Here is a 17,277-nt window from a genome sequence, read left to right as displayed (position 1 = left end):
TGTTCAAATATAAGTTGACCACAACCTTTGAAAAAAGGGCATGGAAAGGAGGAAAATCGTGAAAGTAAGATCTTCTGTAAAGCCTATGTGCGAGAAGTGCAAGGTCATCAAAAGAAAGGGTAGCATTCGCATCATTTGTGAAAACCCAAAGCATAAGCAGCGTCAGGGTTAATTTCTGATTAGTTTATGTAATGCATTTATTATGTGCGGCTGCAGCCTAAAGAGTATCTAATTTAGGCTGTTCATAATAAAAAGGCCCATCATACCGGGGCCACTTTGGACAAGATATGGGATATGCACACATTTCAGGCCGATTTTTCGGAGCTGCATTATTTTATATCGCTTATTAATTGTAGAAATATTTATGGAGGTGTAAACACACATGGCTCGTATTGCAGGTGTAGATTTACCAAGAGACAAGAGAATTGAAATTGGTTTAACTTACATTTACGGAATTGGTAGAGTAAGCTCAAACAAAGTTCTTGAGGCAGCTGGCGTAGATCCTAACACACGTGTTAAGGATTTAACTGATGAAGAAGTTAAGAAGATCAGCACAGTTATCGATGAGACATTAACTGTAGAAGGTGATCTTAGAAGAGAAGTTGCCCTTGATATCAAGAGACTTCAGGAAATCGGATGCTATAGAGGAATCCGTCATAGAAAGGGTCTTCCTGTTCGTGGACAGAAGACTAAGACAAACGCTCGTACTCGCAAGGGTCCAAAGCGTACAGTAGCAAATAAGAAGAAGTAATTATTTTAATAGAAAGAAAGTAGGTTAGTTTAATTATGGCTAAAGTTGCAAAGAAGACAACAAAAAAGCGTGTAAAGAAAAACGTTGAACACGGACAGGTACATGTTCAGGCATCTTTCAATAACACTATCGTTACTATTACAGATGCTCAGGGTAATGCTCTTTCATGGGCAAGTGCTGGTGGTCTAGGATTTAGAGGTTCAAGAAAATCTACTCCATATGCTGCACAGATGGCAGCAGAGACAGCAGTTAAGGCTGCATTAGTTCACGGTTTAAAGAGTGTAGATGTATTCGTTAAGGGACCAGGTTCAGGACGTGAAGCTGCAATCAGAGCAATCGATGCAAACGGCGTTCAGGTTCTTACAATCAAGGATGTTACTCCAGTTCCACACAACGGATGTCGTCCACCAAAGCGTAGAAGAGTCTAATTAGGAGGAAAATCTAATGGCAGTTAATAAGACACCAGTTCTTAAAAGATGTAGATCTCTTGATTTAGATCCTACATTTTTAGGATATGATAAAAAGTCACGTAGACAGAAGAATAGAGGAAGAGGTAAGAAGTCTGAGTACGCTCTTCAGCTTCAGGAGAAGCAGAAGGCTAAGTTCATCTATGGCGTACTTGAGAAGCCTTTCCGTAATTATTATGAGAAGGCAGACCGTCAGAAGGGCATGACAGGTGAGAACCTTATGACAATGCTTGAGAGCCGTCTTGATAACGTAGTATTCCGTATGGGATTCGCACGTACAAGAAAGGAAGCTCGTCAGGTTGTTGATCACAAGATGTTCCTTGTAAACGGCAAGCCAGTTAACATTCCTTCATACCTTGTAAAGGCTGGAGATGTTATCGAAGTTCGCGAGAAGTCAAAGAGCATTCAGAGATTCAAGGATATCACTGAAGTAACAGCTGGTAGAACAGTTCCTGAGTGGGTTGACGTTGACGCTGAGAACCTTAAGGGTACAGTTAAGGAGCTTCCTAACAGAGAACAGATCGATGTTCCTGTAGACGAGATGCTTATCGTCGAGTTATATTCAAAATAATAAATTTTAGTAAATTATTACAAAAAGCACTTATACAAGCTTGCTTGTATAAGTGCGATTTGTTAAAATTTTTCTATACGGCATAAGCAGATTCAGAATATTTTTAAAATATTCTGTTTTTTAGAGTCTAGCAAACTATATTAAGGAGGCAATGTAGTGTTAAATTTTGAAAACCCAAATATTGAAATCGCTGAGATTTCTGAGGACAAAAAATACGGCAGATTCGTTGTAGAGCCTCTCGAGAGAGGTTATGGTATAACACTTGGCAATTCTCTTCGTAGAATTATGCTTTCATCTCTGCCTGGAGCTGCAGTTAGCCAGATTAAGATTGAGGGCGTTCTTCATGAGTTTAGTGCCATCCCAGGCGTTAAGGAAGACGTTACAGAAATCGTTATGAATATCAAGGAGCTTGCTATTAGAAATAATAGTAGTTCAGATGAGCCAAAGACAGCATATATCGAGTTCGAGGGAGAAGGAGTAGTAACAGCTGCTGATATCCAGGTTGACTCTGATATCGAGATTATTAATCCTGATCTTGTTATTGCTCACCTTAATGGTGGTAATGATTGCAAGCTTTACATGGAGCTTACAATTACAAAGAACAGAGGTTATATTTCAGCAGATAAGAACAAGACTCCAGATACTCCAATCGGCAAGATTGCAGTTGACTCAATTTACACACCAGTAGAGCGTGTAAATATGACAGTTGAAGACACTCGTGTAGGCCAGGTTACAGATTACGACAAGCTTACACTTGATGTATACACAAATGGTACTATGGGTCCTGATGAGGCCGTTTCTATGGCTGCAAAGGTACTCAGCGAGCACCTTAACTTATTCGTTAATCTTTCAGAGGCTGCTCAGGATCTCAGCGTTATCGCTGATAAGCCTGATGATACAACAGGTAAGACTCTTGAGATGAGCATTGATGAGCTTGAGCTTTCAGTTCGTTCATACAACTGCTTAAAGAGAGCTGGTATCAACACAGTAGCAGAGCTTTGCGACAAGTCACCTGATGATATGATGAAGGTACGTAACCTTGGTCGCAAGTCAATGGAAGAAGTAGAGCAGAAGCTTAGCGAGCTTGGTCTTTCACTTAGATTAATTGAGGACTAATTCGCTTAGTGATATTTAAGTAACAGGAAATAATACGTGAAATATAAGACCGATGAGCATTTTCGCGAATGCCTTTCCATTAATCACAGTTACGGGGTAAGACCGATGAGCACCTGTGACGCCAGTTTTAAGGAGAAAAGAAATGGCAAAGTACAGAAAGTTAAGCAGAACATCTTCACAGAGAAAAGCACTTTTAAGAAATCAGGTAACAGAGCTTCTTTATCACGGAAAGATCGTTACAACTGAGGCTAAGGCTAAGGAAGTAAAGAAGATTGCAGAGCACATCATTACACTTGGTATAAAGGAAAAGGATAACTTCGAAGAGGTTACAGTTCAGGCTAAGGTTGCTCGCAAGGATAAAGATGGTAAGAGAGTAAAGGAAGTTGTTGATGGCAAGAAGGTTACTGTATACGATACAGTAGATAAGAAGATTAAGAAGGACTCTCCTTCAAGACTTCACGCTCGTCGTCAGATGATGCGGGTTCTTTACACTCCAACTGCTAAGGGTGCAAAGAAGTCAGAGTCACACAAGGTTGATATGGCTAACTTCGTATTCGATGAGATCGCTCCAAAGTACGTTGATCGTAAGGGTGGTTACACACGTATCGTTAAGATTGGACCACGTAAGGGCGATGCAGCTATGGAAGTTGTTCTTGAGTTAGTATAATTTGAGACTTTCATTAATCCCAGAACAGAAATTGTTCTGGGATTTTTTTGCACATTTTTTGGAAAAAATTCATATCATATAAAAGTCATATATTGTATTATGAAGACAAGGACAATTTAATGGAGCAAAATTTATACTAAAATACAAAGGAGTATTTTATGGCTGCAGATTCTACAAAGAAGTTAACAGAAGGAAATCCACTTACTCTTATACTCGGTTTCTCAATTCCTATGTTGGCAGGTTTGTTATTTCAACAAATGTATAGTTTGGTGGATACTATCATCGTAGGACAAACTCTTGGGGATAGTGCTTTAGCAGCTGTTGGTTCCACTGGTTCGATAAATTTCCTCATTAACGGATTCTGTATAGGTGTATGCTCTGGATTTGCGATTCCAGTCGCACAGCGTTTTGGAGCAGAATCTTATGATTCGATGAGAAAATTCGTAGGTAATTCTATTATATTATCTGTTATTTTTTCTGTAGTGCTCACTACAGTTATATCTATTTATTGTTATGACATATTAGCGATAATGCAAACACCAGATGATATTATCGACTTAGCTTATGCGTACATATCAATTATTTTCTTTGGAATTCCAGTTACATTCCTTTATAACTTGACTGCAGGTATAATGCGTTCTCTTGGAGATAGTAAGACACCTTCATATTTCCTTATAATGGCTGCAGGAATTAATATCGTACTTGATATAGCATTCATTATAGGCCTTAAAATGAACGTGGAAGGTCCAGCGCTTGCTACAGTAATATCACAGCTTATCGCAGGCTTAAGCTGTCTTATTTACATGAGAAAGAAATTCCCTATCTTAAAAATGAAGAAAACAGATATGGTTCTAGGTAAACATCACACTCAGGTGTTGATTGCCATGGGTATCCCATTTGGGTTACAGTACTCTATTACAGCCATAGGTTCTGTTATTCTCCAGACTGCAGTTAATGGACTGGGTACAATCGCCGTAGCATCCATGACAGCGGGTGTAAAAGTATCTATGTTTGTAGTGTGCCCATTTGATGCTTTAGGAGGCACAATGGCCACATATGCAGGCCAGAATGTAGGAGCAAAGAATATCCCACGTGTTAAGAAGGGGGTATGGACTGCACAGCTTTTGGGAACAATATACGCAGTTATTATATTTGTAATCCTGTTTTTCTCAGGAAGATATATACTCAGACTGTTTACAGATACTGACATAGTTATTGAGCAGGCAATGATGTTCCTGCTTGCAAACGCAATTACATATACATTGCTTGCGGCCGTAAATATATTCAGATTTGCAATTCAGGGTATGGGATTTTCCACCTTCGCAATATATTCAGGTGTAATGGAAATGATAGCAAGGATCCTTGTGGCATTTACATTTGTGCCAATGATAGGTTATGCAGGTGCAATCTGGGCTAGTCCAATTGCATGGCTGTTTGCTGTGTTCTTCCTTATTCCGGGATTCTATTATTGCTGTAAAAAGCTCGATAAGAAATTTGGCGAAGATGGGTTTCACCATTTCTAATAAACCTATTAATGGAATTCTTAATAATTAAGATCAAACAGAAAAATCAATTAAATACAGAAATAATTTTCCTCCAAAGGCCTTAGTTTGACTAATTGACTTTAGTCGTTAAAAGTGCTAAAGTGTACACATTGAATATTAAGGAGGAGAAAAATATGAAGAAACTTGTTAGTCTGATCGCAATGATGACATTGACACTTTCTTTGGTTGCCTGTGGAACTGATTCTGCTGCTCAGAAAGAAGCTGAGAGCACAACATCAGAAGCTGCTACAGAAACTGCAGCTGCTTCAACAGACGATTCAAAAACTTATAATGTGGGAGTTATACAGCTTGTTCAGCATCCAGCTTTAGATGCAGCTACTGAGGGATTCCAAGATGCTATTGTTGAGAAGCTTGGAGACAAGGTCACAGTAACTATCGAGAACGCATCAGGTGACAATGCTACATGTGCAACAATTGCAAATACATTTGTATCTGATAACGTAGATTTGATTATGGCAAATGCTACACCTGCATTACAGGCTGCAGCTACAGCTACAAATTCTATTCCAATCGTTGCTACATCAATTACAGATTATGCATCTGCTCTCGATATCGAGGATTGGAGCGGTGCTACTGGCGTAAATGTAACAGGTACTTCTGATCTTGCACCACTTGATGGTCAGGCAGAAATGTTAAATACACTTTTTCCAGATGCTAAGGAAGTTGGACTTATCTATTGCTCAGGTGAGAAGAACTCATTGTATCAGGCAAAAGAAATTACAAAGTATTTAGAGAAGTATGGTTACAACGTAAATGATTACACATTTGCTGATTCTGCAGATGTTGCAACAGTAGTACAGTCAGCATGTGGCTCAAGCGACGTTTTATATGTTCCTACAGATAATGTAGCAGCTAACGCAGCTGAGACAATCAACAATGTAGCTTTAACAGCAGGAGTACCTATCGTTGCAGGTGAAGAGGGAATCTGCAAGGGATGTGGTATCGCTACTCTTTCTATTTCATACTATGACATCGGTTACAATGCTGGCCTCATGGCATACGAAATCTTAGTAAATGGAAAAGATCCAGCTACATACGATATTGAATATGCTACAGAGTTCACAAAGGAATATAACAAGTCTATCGCAGATACTCTTGGTATCAAGGTTCCAGAAGATTATGTAGAAATTGAAATGGAATAAAGAGAAGTATTAAAAAAAATAAAATTTATTAATACGGGCAAGGCCAGATTTTTGGGCCTTGCTCTTTGGAGTTTAAAATGGGAATTGAAACACTAATAGCAGGAATGCCGGGCACCGTAGCGCAAGGTATAATTTATGGAATTATGGCTCTCGGCATATTTATTACATTTAAATTATTGAATTTCGCAGATTTGTCTGTAGATGGTTCTTTCGCGACAGGTGGAGCTGTAGCGGCCATGGTTATTCTTTCAGGTCATTCATGGATACTTGCCCTTGTGTTGGCGTTTATTGCAGGAGCAGCAGCTGGTCTTATAACTGGTGTGCTTCATACAGTTCTTGGTATTCCAGATATTTTGGCAGGAATTTTAACACAGCTCGCATTGTACTCCATTAATCTTAGAATAGCTGACAATCAGCCTAACACTCCTATTTCGGTAGATAAATATAATTTGGCAGTATCTCTTAGATACAAGACAGACGCTCTTATTACAGTAATTGTAATGGCAGCTATTATCATTGCACTTATGTATTGGTTCTTCGGTACAGAGATGGGTTCTGCACTTAGAGCAACAGGTACTAATCCAGCTATGGCAAAGGCGCAGGGAATTAATGTAAATGTTATGAAGGCTTTGGGGCTTATTATTTCAAATGCATTAGTAGCATTTGCTGGAGCATTATTTGCTCAGTTTAACGGAAATGCTGATGTAAATATGGGACGTGGTGCTATCGTTATCGGATTAGCGTCTATTATCATAGGTGATGTTTTGTGTACAGCGCTGTTTAGAAAGAAATCAAATTTCGCATTAGCATTATCTTTTGTAATCATAGGTGGAATTTTATACTACCTGTTTATCGCGATTGTACTGTGGCTCAAGATGCCAGCAAACGACATGAAGCTTTTCACAGCTATCATCGTTGCAGTATTCCTTGCAGTACCATATTTAAAGAATAAGGCAAATAGCTCCTTTAGAAAGGCAGCCAGAAGAGGAGGTAAGGGAAATGCTTAATGCTTTTAATTTACAAAAGACCTTCAATGCTGGCACAATCAACGAGAAGGTAGCATTGGCTGGTGCCACACTTAATCTTGCAGAGGGAGAATTCTGTACAGTAATTGGTGGAAATGGTGCAGGAAAATCTACATTCCTTAATGCTGTAGCGGGTGTTTGGCCTGTAGACGGTGGAAGTATTACAATTGATGGAATTGATGTAACAGGACTTCCTGAGCATAAGCGTGCAAAATATTTGGGTCGAGTATTTCAGGACCCAATGACAGGAACTGCAGCAAATATGCAGATTGATGAAAATATGGCTCTTGCAGCCCGCCGTGGAAAAGGCAGAGGACTTGGCTGGGGAGTTACTCGATCAGAACGTGCACGTTATCATGAGATGCTTAAGGAGCTTGATCTTGGTTTGGAAGACAGATTAACAGCAAAGGTAGGCCTTCTTTCGGGTGGTCAGAGACAGGCTCTTACACTTCTGATGGCGACAATTCAGAAGCCAAAGGTACTTCTTCTGGATGAGCATACAGCTGCTCTTGATCCTAAAACAGCATCAAAGGTTCTTGAGATTACAGATATGCTAATTAAGGAGCACGGTCTTACAGCTATGATGGTTACACACAATATGCGTGATGCCATTAATTACGGTAATAGACTTATCATGATGAATGAGGGACGTGTAATCCTTAATATCAGCGGAGAAGAGAAGAAAAATCTTACTATCGAGGACCTTCTTCATAAGTTTGAAGAAGTGTCAGGAACCGAATTTACGAATGATACTGAAATTCTATCTAAATAGTTTATTTTATTAACCACTTGTAGCTATCAAGCTCTTGACATTACTAAAGCGAAACATTCTACGTTGAGCGGAGTAATGACAAGGCTTGAGAGCGTAACAAGTGGTTTTATTATTTTAAATGTATTAAAAAAGTATTAAAATCGATACTTTTGCAACAATATATGATAAATTAGTATCGTACAAAATTAAATTACGATTCGGAGGCAGATGTGAACGAAAATAATAACAACCAGAATGGTGGAGATAAAAAGAATAATCGTCAGCCTTTTTATACATTAGGAATTCTTGTACTTATAGCGCTTTTCTTTACAAGCATGATGTATAAGGGCTCAAGTTCTGGCGGAAATCAAGAAATCACATACACAGAGTTCTTGACGCTGGTTGAAGATGATAAGGTAGATAGCGTCACCTTCAAGGATGATGTTATTAACATCGAATTAAAAGAGGGCGAGACCTATGGTGTTTCAGATGAGGAGGCAGCTAAGCTTCAGCAGCTTTATGAGGCAACAGGTCAGAAAGCAAAGTCGACTCTTTATACCGCGTACCCAGGTGTACAGGATGATGAGTTGATGCCACTTCTTAAAAAGCATAAAGTCGAGATTAAGGGTACAATTCCTGATTCTACAGCGGCTATTATTTACAACATCCTATCCTTTATCCTTCCATTGGTATTGCTTTGGGTAATCCTAGGCTACCTTATGAAGAAGATGGGCGCAGGCCCAATGGGTGTTGGCAAATCAAATGCCAAGCTCTATAACATGGAGAAAGCAACAGGTATCACATTTAAGGATGTTGCAGGTCAGGATGAGGCTAAGGAATCAGTTCAGGAAATGGTTGATTTCCTTCACAATCCTAAGAAATATACGGAAATCGGTGCTAAGCTTCCAAAGGGTGCACTTTTAGTAGGCCCTCCTGGAACAGGTAAGACACTTCTTGCAAAGGCAGTTGCCGGGGAAGCTGGTGTTCCATTCTTCTCACTTGCAGGTTCAGATTTCGTAGAGATGTTCGTTGGTGTAGGTGCATCACGTGTACGTGACCTTTTCAAGGAGGCGCAGAAGGTAGCACCTTGTATCGTATTCATCGATGAGATTGATGCCATTGGTAAGAGCCGTGATGCTCACTATGGCGGTGGTAATGATGAGCGTGAGCAGACACTTAATCAGCTCCTTTCAGAAATGGACGGATTTGATTCTAACAAGGGTCTTCTTATTCTTGCAGCTACAAACCGTCCAGAGGTTCTTGATAAAGCACTTCTTCGTCCAGGACGTTTCGATAGACGAATTATCGTAGATCGACCAGACCAGAAGGGACGTCTTGAAATCCTTAAGGTTCATGCCAAGGATGTTAAGATGGATGAGTCGGTTGATTTAGATGCACTTGCTCTTGCATCTGTTGGACTTGTAGGTTCTGACCTTGCCAACATTATCAACGAGGCAGCTATCCTTGCAGTTAAGGATAAGCGAAAGTTTGTTAATCAGAAAGATTTATTTGAGGCCTTCGAGCTCGTTGCTGTAGGTGGCAAGGAGAAGAAGGATAGAGCAATGAGTGAGAAGGAGCGTAGAATCGTTTCTTATCACGAGGTTGGTCACGCACTTGTTTCAGCACTCCAGAAGGATGCTGAGCCAGTTCAGAAGATTACAATCGTACCACGTACAATGGGTGCTTTGGGCTACACACTTCAGACTCCAGAGGAGGAGAAGTTCCTTGAGACAAAGGATGAGCTCATTGCGAAGATTGTTACATACATGGGTGGTAGAGCTGCCGAGGATATCAAGTTTGGTTCGTTTACATCAGGTGCAGCAAACGATATTGAGCAGGCTACAAAGATTGCCAGAGCTATGGTTACTCGCTTTGGTATGTCAGAGAAGTTTGGCATGATGGGACTTGCTACAGTAGAGAGTCAGTATCTTGACGGAAGAGCTTCTCTTATCTGCGGTGAGAACACAGCAGCCCAGATTGATGACGAAGTTCTTAAGATGATTACTGAAGCCTATGCTAAGGCTAAGGAACTTCTTTCTGAGAACATGGAAAGCCTTGATAAGATTTCTGAGTATCTTTTCGAAAACGAGACTATTACTGGTAAAGAATTCATGAAGATTTTCAGAGAGATTAAGGGTATTCCAGACCCAGATGCAGACAAGGAGAAAGACCCTGCATCACAGTTTAAGAGCGTCTTTGAAGATGACCCTAATAACGTAGTTACAGATAGTATTTTTGATGAGTAATTTATGGTAACAGAACAAGACTTAAGTAAACTCCCGGACCAACCGGGAGTTTATCTAATGCACGGAAAAAATGATGAGATTATTTACGTGGGAAAAGCGTTGTCCTTACGCAACAGAGTCCGTCAATACTTTCAGCCTAGTCACGATGAGGGCCTAAAGAAAAAGCAGATGGTTCAGAATATCGATTATTTTGAATTCATCGTCACTGATTCCGAGATGGAAGCCCTCATTTTAGAGTGCAATCTAATAAAGGAATATCGTCCAAAGTACAACACAATGCTTCGTGATGATAAAACCTATCCTTACATCGAAGTTACCCTCACAGAGGCTTATCCGAGGGTTCTCTTTTCCCGTAGACTCAAAAAGAATGGAAGCAAATTCTTTGGCCCATTTACTTCGGCGGGAGCAGTTCATGACACAATTGATTTGGTTCAGAAATTATATAAGATTCGTACCTGCAATCAGAAGTTGCCGGAGAATTTTGGCAAGAACAGACCTTGCCTGAATTATCATATTGGCCAATGTCTGGGTCCATGTCAGGGAAACGTTGATAAGGATGAATATCGGAAAAATGTAGATAAGGTAATCGAGTTTTTAAATGGAGATTACTACGATACGCTAAAAGATTTAGAAACAAAAATGCTTGCCGCTTCAGAGGAATTAGATTTTGAGAAAGCTGCACTTTATCGCGATTTAATCGAGTCGGTAAAGGCATGCGCAGGCAGACAGAAAGCCACACAGCTGGATGGTGAGGATAGAGACATTATTGCCATGGCAAAAGCGACAGAAGATGCCGTTGTTCAGGTATTCTTTATCCGCGGTGGCAAAATGATTGGACGAGAGCATTTCTTTATCAATGTAAGAGTGGATGATACAGATGAGGATCTGCTCCAATATTTCTTGAAGGACTACTATACAGGAACGCCATTTGTTCCTAGGGAAATATATGTCCAGTATGATTTAGAGGAAGCAGAGCTAATAGAAAACTGGCTGACAAATAAAAAAGGTGCCAGAGTTTATCTTAGAACGCCTAAGCGAGGAGCCAAGGAAAAGCTTGTGGAGCTGGCGGCTAAAAATGCTCAGATGGTTTTGGATCAGGACAGAGAAAAGATTAAAAAGGAAGAGAGCCGCACTATCGGTGCTATGAAAGAAATATCGACTCTTCTTGGCCTTGAAGGCGCCAGCCGTATGGAAGCCTTCGATATTTCCAACATTTCAGGATTTCAGTCAGTTGGTTCCATGGTAGTATTCGAGAAAGGTAAGCCCAAACGCTCAGATTACCGCAAATTCAAGATTAAAACTGTTGAGGGCCCAAATGATTACGCATCTATGTATGAAGTTCTTAAACGCCGTTTTTCGCACGGATTAGAGGAGCTGGAAGAGAATGGCGGAGTGATTGAAGATAGCTTCACGAAATTTCCTGATGTAATCATGATGGATGGTGGTAAGGGTCAGATCCATATTGCGGAGCAGGTTCTGGCAGAATTAGGTCTTCACATACCTATTGCTGGTATGGTTAAGGACGATCACCATAGAACCAGAGGATTATATTTTAGAGATCAGGAGCTTCCTATCGATACTCATTCCGAGGGCTTCAAGCTTATCACAAGACTACAGGACGAGGCCCATAGATTTGCAATTGAATATCACAGAAGTCTCAGAAGCAAAGGACAGGTTCACAGCTTCTTAGATGATATTCCAGGAATTGGACCAAAGAGAAGAAAAGCTCTTATGAAAAGGTTTGTGTCGGCAGAAAAAATGGCAGAAGCTACAATTGAAGAACTGGCAGCCACAGATGGAATGAATCAGGAAGCAGCCGCCAATGTATTCAATTACTTTCACCCTATGAATTAATTAAAAAATGATATATCATATATAAAGCGATATCTTTTATAATGGAGGGAATTTTATGGCAGCAAACAAATATGTTACAGTAGCTACTGTCCAGGAAAGATTTAATCTTACTAATTTTACACCTGAATTAAACTTGGGGGAGGTAAAGGTTACTTGTTCTGATGTCAACAGACCAGCTCTTCAGCTTCATGGATTCTATGAGCATTTTGAGCCAAGCCGTATTCAGGTAATTGGTAATGTTGAAGCTGCATATATATCAAAGAAGTCAGATGAGGAAAAGGCAGAGAGCTTTGCCAAGCTTTTCTCATATGATATTCCTTGTATCATTTTCTGTAGAGGAGAAAAGCCAGAAGATGTTCTTTTAAAGGCAGCTGTTAAGGCAAATGTTCCAATCCTTGGAACAGACCGTGCTACATCAGAATTTATGTCAGCACTTATCTTCTCGTTAAATAAGGACTTTGCTCCATACACTACTATTCATGGTGTATTGGTTGATGTATATGGCGAAGGTCTTCTTATTACAGGTGAGTCTGGTATCGGTAAGTCAGAGGCAGCACTTGAGCTTATAAGACGTGGTCACAGACTTGTATCTGATGATGTTGTTGAGATTCGTCGCCCTAACAACGAGAGATTATATGGTCGCGCTCCATCTATCACTCAGTACTTAATCGAGCTTAGAGGCATCGGTATCATCGATGTTAAGTCTCTTTACGGTGTTGAGGCTGTTAAGGATGAGCAGAGAATCGACCTTGTTATCAAGCTTGAAGATTGGAGCAAGGAAAAGGAATATGACCGTCTTGGTATGACAGATGAGTACATGAACATTCTTGGTATTGATGTTACATGTCATTCACTTCCAATCAGGCCAGGTCGAAATCTTGCAATTATCTGTGAGGCAGCAGCTGTTAACCATCGTCAGAAAAAGATGGGTTACAACGCAGCAGAAGAGCTTTATCGCAGAGTTCAGAACAATATTGCAGGTGAGCAGTAAGAAAAAATAATTGCCCTTTAAAGGGTGATTGAGATATATTAAGAAATATTTATTTAGAAGTAGGAGTTATTTTAAGAAATGGAACGCACTAACGCATGGAGTAAGTATACTTCAGAAAAGGATTTGAAAAAGGTAATGGCATTTGGAGAGGATTATAGAAAGTTCCTTTCACAGTGCAAGACAGAAAGAGAATGCATCGATTTCTTTGTAGAGAAGGCAGAGAAAGCAGGATATATTAATCTTGAGGATGCAATTGAAAAGAATACAAAGCTTAAGGCTGGTGACAAGGTATATGCTGTAAACAAGGGCAAGATGATGGCTGTATTTAATATCGGTTCTGAGTCTCTTGAGAACGGTCTTAATATCCTGGGTGCACATATTGATAGCCCTCGTATGGATTTAAAGCAGAATCCATTATACGAGGATTCAGATATTGCCATGCTTGACACACACTACTATGGCGGTATCAAGAAATATCAGTGGGTTACTATTCCACTTGCTCTTCACGGTGTTCTTGTTAAGAAGACAGGAGAGGTTGTAAAGGTTAACGTAGGTGAGGATGCTTCAGATCCAGTATTTGGTATTTCAGATCTTCTTATCCACCTTGCAGCTGATCAGATGGATAAAAAGGGCGCTAAGGTAGTAGAAGGTGAAGACCTTAACATTATCGTTGGCAGCATCCCAGGTTTTGATAAAAAGGGTGAGAAGGAAAAGGAATCTGTTAAGAAGAATATCCTTAAGCTTCTCAAGGAAAAGTACGATATTGAAGAGGAAGATTTCATTTCAGCAGAAATCGAAGTTGTTCCAGCTGGTGAGGCAAGAGATTTCGGCTTCGATCGTTCAATGATTTTAGGGTATGGTCACGATGACAGAGTATGTGCTTACCCATCATTTATGGCACTTCTCAATACAACAAAGAAGCTTTCAAAGACAGCTTGTGCACTTCTTGTTGATAAGGAAGAGATTGGTTCTGTTGGTGCAACAGGTATGCAGTCTAAGTTCTTCGAAAACACACTTGCAGAGCTTTTCAACCTTATGGGTGATTATTCAGAGCTTAAGCTTAGAAGAGCTCTTACAAATTGCAAGGTGCTTTCTTCAGATGTATCTGCAGCTTTCGATCCGAACTATGCATCAGCATTTGAAAAGAACAATTCAGCTTACCTTGGACGTGGTCTTGTATTTAACAAGTACACAGGTGCAAGAGGAAAGAGTGGTTCAAATGATGCTTCAGCAGAGTATGTTGGAGAGGTTAGAGCAATCATGGATAAGGATAAGGTTTGCTGGCAGACAGCAGAGCTTGGTAAGGTAGACCAGGGTGGCGGCGGAACAATCGCTTACATCATGGGTAACTACAACATGCAGGTAATTGATTCAGGCGTTGCAGTTCTTTCAATGCACGCACCATGCGAAATCATTTCTAAGGTAGACTTATACGAAGCTTTATTAGGATACGAGGCATTTATTAAGTATGCATAACAGTTTTTCTAAAAAAGATTTTTATAATGAGTTGCAGGAGCGATTTCCTGAGGTAGATTTTCTTCTTGATGAACCAATGAAGAAACATACTACCTTCAGGATTGGTGGTCCTGCGGATATATATGTGGAGCCATCTGTTTCTCAGGTGGTTCCTCTTATTGCCTTCTTGAAGGATTCAGAGGTTCCATTCATGGTAATAGGAAATGGAAGTAATCTACTTGTTTCCGATGATGGAATCGAAGGTGTAGTTATTTCTATGGGCAAGAGTTCATCAGAGGTTATTATCGACGAAGCAAAGTGCGAGATTTTTGCGGAAGCTGGAGCCATGCTTTCATCAGTTGCCAATCGCGCAGCAGAAGTGGGGCTTACAGGACTAGAGTTCGCATCAGGAATCCCAGGCTCTATCGGTGGCGCTGTTTATATGAATGCAGGTGCCTACGGTGGGGAGATGAAGGATGTTCTCACATCGGTTAAGCTTTTAAATGCTGATGGCCAGGTGGAAGAAATTCCAGTTGATAAGCTTGATTTATCTTACAGACATTCAGTTCTTATGGAGAAACCTGGAATTGTACTTGGGGCTAAGCTTCAGCTGGCTGCAGGAGATGTTTCCGAGATTAAGGCGACAATAGAAGACATCCGTCAGAAACGCATAGAGAAACAACCACTTAATTTCCCTAGCGCTGGCTCAACATTTAAGAGACCTGAGGGATTTTTTGCTGGAAAACTTATTGATGATGCAGGACTTAGAGGCTATACTGTAGGAAATGCACAGGTTTCTGAAAAACACTGTGGATTTGTTATTAACAAATCAGATGCCACAGCTTCAGATGTATTAAAGCTTATGAAGGATGTGGATGAGAAAGTATATGAAAAGTTTGGAGTTCATCTTACTCCAGAGGTTAGAATTATCGGGAGGAACGTCAATTGAAGCTATTAATTCTTACCGGAATGTCCGGAGCGGGTAAAAATACAGCGTTTAAAATGTTCGAGGATATGGGATATTATTGCGTGGATAATTTGCCTGTACAATTGCTCAAGAGTGTAGTGGAATTGGCTGACAATGGTTCTTTTGATAAAAATATTGTAGTGGGAATTGATGTGCGTAGTGGCAATGCTATGAAGCTTTTGCCTGATATCTTGCAGGAAATGGACAATGATCAGAAGCCATTTAAGATACTATTTCTCGATGCTGAGGATGATGTTCTTATAAAAAGATATAAGGAGACCAGACGTAATCATCCACTTTCAGGTCGCGAAAGAATTGCAGCAGGTATTAAAGAAGAGAGAGAGTCAATTGGTTTCCTTAGAGAAGAAGCTGATTACGTTATCGACACGACACATCTTCTTACAAGAGAGCTTAAGGCTGAGCTTGAAAAGATTTTCGTTGATGATGCAGAGTATAAAAGTCTTTTCATTACAATCATTTCATTTGGTTTTAAATATGGAATTCCAGAGGATGCAGATTTGGTATTTGATGTGCGTTTTCTTCCTAATCCGTATTATGACACTGAACTACGTCCGTTTACAGGCAATGACCAGCCTATAAAGGATTTCGTATTGAAGTATGATGAAGCACAAATCTTCCTGGAGAAGACTACAGACCTTATCAAATTCCTGATTCCAAACTATATAAATGAAGGAAAGAATCAGCTTGTAATTGCAGTAGGCTGTACAGGTGGTAAGCACCGTTCAGTATGTCTTGCAGATGAAATATTTGAAGCATTAAATGGAGATGAGTCTTACGGACTTAAAATTGAGCATCGTGATATCGGAAAAGATGCTTTGAGAGGGAAATAATTGTCATTTTCAAAAAATGTAAAAGAAGAACTAATTTTGGTCGTTCCAAAGAGCCGACATTGTGTCGTTGCGGAGCTTGCGGGAATCCTTATGTTACAAGGACTCGACAGCTTCAGAGAAAAATCTGAGGACCATTTAAATAGAAAAGTCTTTACTTTATTAAATAATGCATGTAATATAGGAAAAGATGTCATCGTTATTTCTGACGATGTTTTTTTTGAGACGCAAAAAATGCTTAAGTTTTCTGAAGATGGGCAAATTGTTGATGATATTGTTATTCAGCAGACTTGTTGTAAGAGAGCTTTTATTAGAGGAGCATTTTTGGCGGCTGGTTCAATATCAGATCCGAACAAGGGTTATCATTTTGAAATAGTGTGCAACAATCCTCAGCAGGCTAAGCTTTTACAGAAAGCTATGAAGGCCTTCGATGTTGAGGCAAAGGTAGTTAGGCGCACTGGTAAACATGTTGTTTACATTAAAGATGGTGCCCAGATAGTCGAGGTACTCCGAGTTATGGAGGCTGCTCATTCTGTTATGGATTTGGAAAACATCAGAGTTGTCAAAGAAGTACGAGGCACGATTAACCGAAAGGTAAACTGTGAAACTGCTAATATTGGTAAAACAGTTAATGCTGCAGTTCGTCAGATTGAGGATATCAATCTGATTAGTGAGAGGATTGGTTTAGAGAATTTACCAGTGCAGCTGCAGGAGATTGCCAATATCAGACTGGCATATCCAGACACGCCATTGGCTGACTTAGGTCAGTTATTGGATCCACCAATTGGAAAGTCAGGGGTTAACCATCGGTTTAAAAAGCTGGCTGCAATAGCAAAGGAATTATAAATAGTCAGCGTTAGG

The 17,277-nt window shown here is 40.0% G+C and carries 17 protein-coding genes; all 17 read left to right on the top strand.

Annotated features, from left to right (window positions below; all coding sequences use genetic code 11):
* Positions 1–58 precede the first annotated feature (58 nt).
* The 17 genes from rpmJ (at position 59) to whiA (ending at position 17,262) form a co-directional block, all read left to right on the top strand.
* Entirely contained in the window at positions 59–172 is a 114-nt protein-coding gene (gene rpmJ, locus BUA88_RS06950; protein ID WP_004604068.1) for a 50S ribosomal protein L36, read from the top strand.
* 210 nt (positions 173–382) lie between these two features.
* On the top strand, positions 383–751 hold the full coding sequence (gene rpsM / locus BUA88_RS06945; RefSeq protein ID WP_028234412.1) for a 30S ribosomal protein S13: 369 nt from the start codon (positions 383–385) through the stop codon (positions 749–751).
* A 35-nt stretch (positions 752–786) separates the two neighbouring features.
* Positions 787–1,179: a 30S ribosomal protein S11 gene (gene rpsK, locus BUA88_RS06940; RefSeq protein ID WP_015548335.1), complete on the top strand. Its 393-nt coding sequence runs from the start codon at positions 787–789 to the stop codon at positions 1,177–1,179.
* A gap of 16 nt (positions 1,180–1,195) precedes the next feature.
* Entirely contained in the window at positions 1,196–1,789 is a 594-nt protein-coding gene (rpsD, locus tag BUA88_RS06935; protein WP_028248319.1) for a 30S ribosomal protein S4, read from the top strand.
* A gap of 156 nt (positions 1,790–1,945) precedes the next feature.
* Positions 1,946–2,905, top strand: coding sequence for a DNA-directed RNA polymerase subunit alpha (locus BUA88_RS06930; RefSeq protein WP_072914929.1), 960 nt, complete (start codon positions 1,946–1,948; stop codon positions 2,903–2,905).
* A gap of 142 nt (positions 2,906–3,047) precedes the next feature.
* Complete coding sequence (locus tag BUA88_RS06925) at positions 3,048–3,572, top strand: bL17 family ribosomal protein (RefSeq protein WP_072914926.1); 525 nt, start codon at positions 3,048–3,050, stop codon at positions 3,570–3,572.
* Between the two features lie 158 nt (positions 3,573–3,730).
* A complete protein-coding gene (locus tag BUA88_RS06920) occupies positions 3,731–5,095 on the top strand; it encodes an MATE family efflux transporter (RefSeq protein ID WP_072914922.1) in 1,365 nt (454 codons plus the stop codon).
* Positions 5,096–5,250: 155 nt separating this feature from the next.
* Positions 5,251–6,279, top strand: a complete 1,029-nt coding sequence (locus tag BUA88_RS06915; RefSeq protein ID WP_072914919.1) for an ABC transporter substrate-binding protein — start codon at positions 5,251–5,253, stop codon at positions 6,277–6,279.
* Positions 6,280–6,356: 77 nt separating this feature from the next.
* Positions 6,357–7,286 (top strand): ABC transporter permease, encoded by a 930-nt coding sequence (locus BUA88_RS06910; RefSeq protein WP_072914915.1) that lies wholly within the window; start codon positions 6,357–6,359, stop codon positions 7,284–7,286.
* The gene (locus tag BUA88_RS06905; RefSeq protein ID WP_072914911.1) at positions 7,279–8,076 is read left to right on the top strand and encodes an ABC transporter ATP-binding protein; all 798 of its coding nucleotides are present in this window, start codon (positions 7,279–7,281) and stop codon (positions 8,074–8,076) included. Before BUA88_RS06910 ends, BUA88_RS06905 begins: the two co-directional genes overlap by 8 nt.
* Positions 8,077–8,285: 209 nt before the next feature.
* Positions 8,286–10,301, top strand: a complete 2,016-nt coding sequence (gene ftsH / locus BUA88_RS06900; RefSeq protein WP_083572429.1) for an ATP-dependent zinc metalloprotease FtsH — start codon at positions 8,286–8,288, stop codon at positions 10,299–10,301.
* Between the two features lie 3 nt (positions 10,302–10,304).
* Positions 10,305–12,155, top strand: a complete 1,851-nt coding sequence (uvrC, locus tag BUA88_RS06895) for an excinuclease ABC subunit UvrC (RefSeq protein WP_072914908.1) — start codon at positions 10,305–10,307, stop codon at positions 12,153–12,155.
* Positions 12,156–12,210: 55 nt separating this feature from the next.
* Positions 12,211–13,146 carry an HPr(Ser) kinase/phosphatase gene (hprK, locus tag BUA88_RS06890; RefSeq protein WP_072914903.1) on the top strand — a complete coding sequence of 312 codons (936 nt, stop codon included), beginning with the start codon at positions 12,211–12,213 and terminating at the stop codon, positions 13,144–13,146.
* Between the two features lie 78 nt (positions 13,147–13,224).
* Positions 13,225–14,622 (top strand): aminopeptidase, encoded by a 1,398-nt coding sequence (locus BUA88_RS06885; RefSeq protein ID WP_072914900.1) that lies wholly within the window; start codon positions 13,225–13,227, stop codon positions 14,620–14,622.
* Positions 14,615–15,550 carry a UDP-N-acetylmuramate dehydrogenase gene (gene murB / locus BUA88_RS06880; protein WP_083572428.1) on the top strand — a complete coding sequence of 312 codons (936 nt, stop codon included), beginning with the start codon at positions 14,615–14,617 and terminating at the stop codon, positions 15,548–15,550. The genes BUA88_RS06885 and murB overlap by 8 nt, the downstream gene beginning before the upstream one ends.
* Positions 15,547–16,419, top strand: a complete 873-nt coding sequence (gene rapZ, locus BUA88_RS06875) for an RNase adapter RapZ (protein ID WP_072914896.1) — start codon at positions 15,547–15,549, stop codon at positions 16,417–16,419. The genes murB and rapZ overlap by 4 nt, the downstream gene beginning before the upstream one ends.
* Positions 16,420–17,262, top strand: coding sequence for a DNA-binding protein WhiA (gene whiA / locus BUA88_RS06870; protein WP_072914891.1), 843 nt, complete (start codon positions 16,420–16,422; stop codon positions 17,260–17,262). It abuts the gene before it with no gap.
* The last annotated feature ends 15 nt before the right edge of the window (positions 17,263–17,277 follow it).

Source organism: Pseudobutyrivibrio xylanivorans DSM 14809 (assembly GCF_900141825.1).
Classification (GTDB): domain Bacteria; phylum Bacillota; class Clostridia; order Lachnospirales; family Lachnospiraceae; genus Pseudobutyrivibrio; species Pseudobutyrivibrio xylanivorans.
This window is presented reverse-complemented; position numbering and strand designations above follow the sequence as displayed.

Excerpts from the sequence above, each read along its gene's own strand:
- rpsM (WP_028234412.1), top strand. The coding sequence starts at position 383 with ATGGCTCGTATTGCAGGTGTAGATTTACCAAGAGACAAGAGAATTGAA.
- rpsK (WP_015548335.1), top strand. The coding sequence starts at position 787 with ATGGCTAAAGTTGCAAAGAAGACAACAAAAAAGCGTGTAAAGAAAAAC.
- rpsD (WP_028248319.1), top strand. The coding sequence starts at position 1,196 with ATGGCAGTTAATAAGACACCAGTTCTTAAAAGATGTAGATCTCTTGAT.
- BUA88_RS06925 (WP_072914926.1), top strand. The coding sequence starts at position 3,048 with ATGGCAAAGTACAGAAAGTTAAGCAGAACATCTTCACAGAGAAAAGCA.
- BUA88_RS06920 (WP_072914922.1), top strand. The coding sequence starts at position 3,731 with ATGGCTGCAGATTCTACAAAGAAGTTAACAGAAGGAAATCCACTTACT.
- BUA88_RS06915 (WP_072914919.1), top strand. The coding sequence starts at position 5,251 with ATGAAGAAACTTGTTAGTCTGATCGCAATGATGACATTGACACTTTCT.
- BUA88_RS06910 (WP_072914915.1), top strand. The coding sequence starts at position 6,357 with ATGGGAATTGAAACACTAATAGCAGGAATGCCGGGCACCGTAGCGCAA.
- BUA88_RS06905 (WP_072914911.1), top strand. The coding sequence starts at position 7,279 with ATGCTTAATGCTTTTAATTTACAAAAGACCTTCAATGCTGGCACAATC.
- uvrC (WP_072914908.1), top strand. The coding sequence starts at position 10,305 with ATGGTAACAGAACAAGACTTAAGTAAACTCCCGGACCAACCGGGAGTT.
- hprK (WP_072914903.1), top strand. The coding sequence starts at position 12,211 with ATGGCAGCAAACAAATATGTTACAGTAGCTACTGTCCAGGAAAGATTT.
- BUA88_RS06885 (WP_072914900.1), top strand. The coding sequence starts at position 13,225 with ATGGAACGCACTAACGCATGGAGTAAGTATACTTCAGAAAAGGATTTG.
- murB (WP_083572428.1), top strand. The coding sequence starts at position 14,615 with ATGCATAACAGTTTTTCTAAAAAAGATTTTTATAATGAGTTGCAGGAG.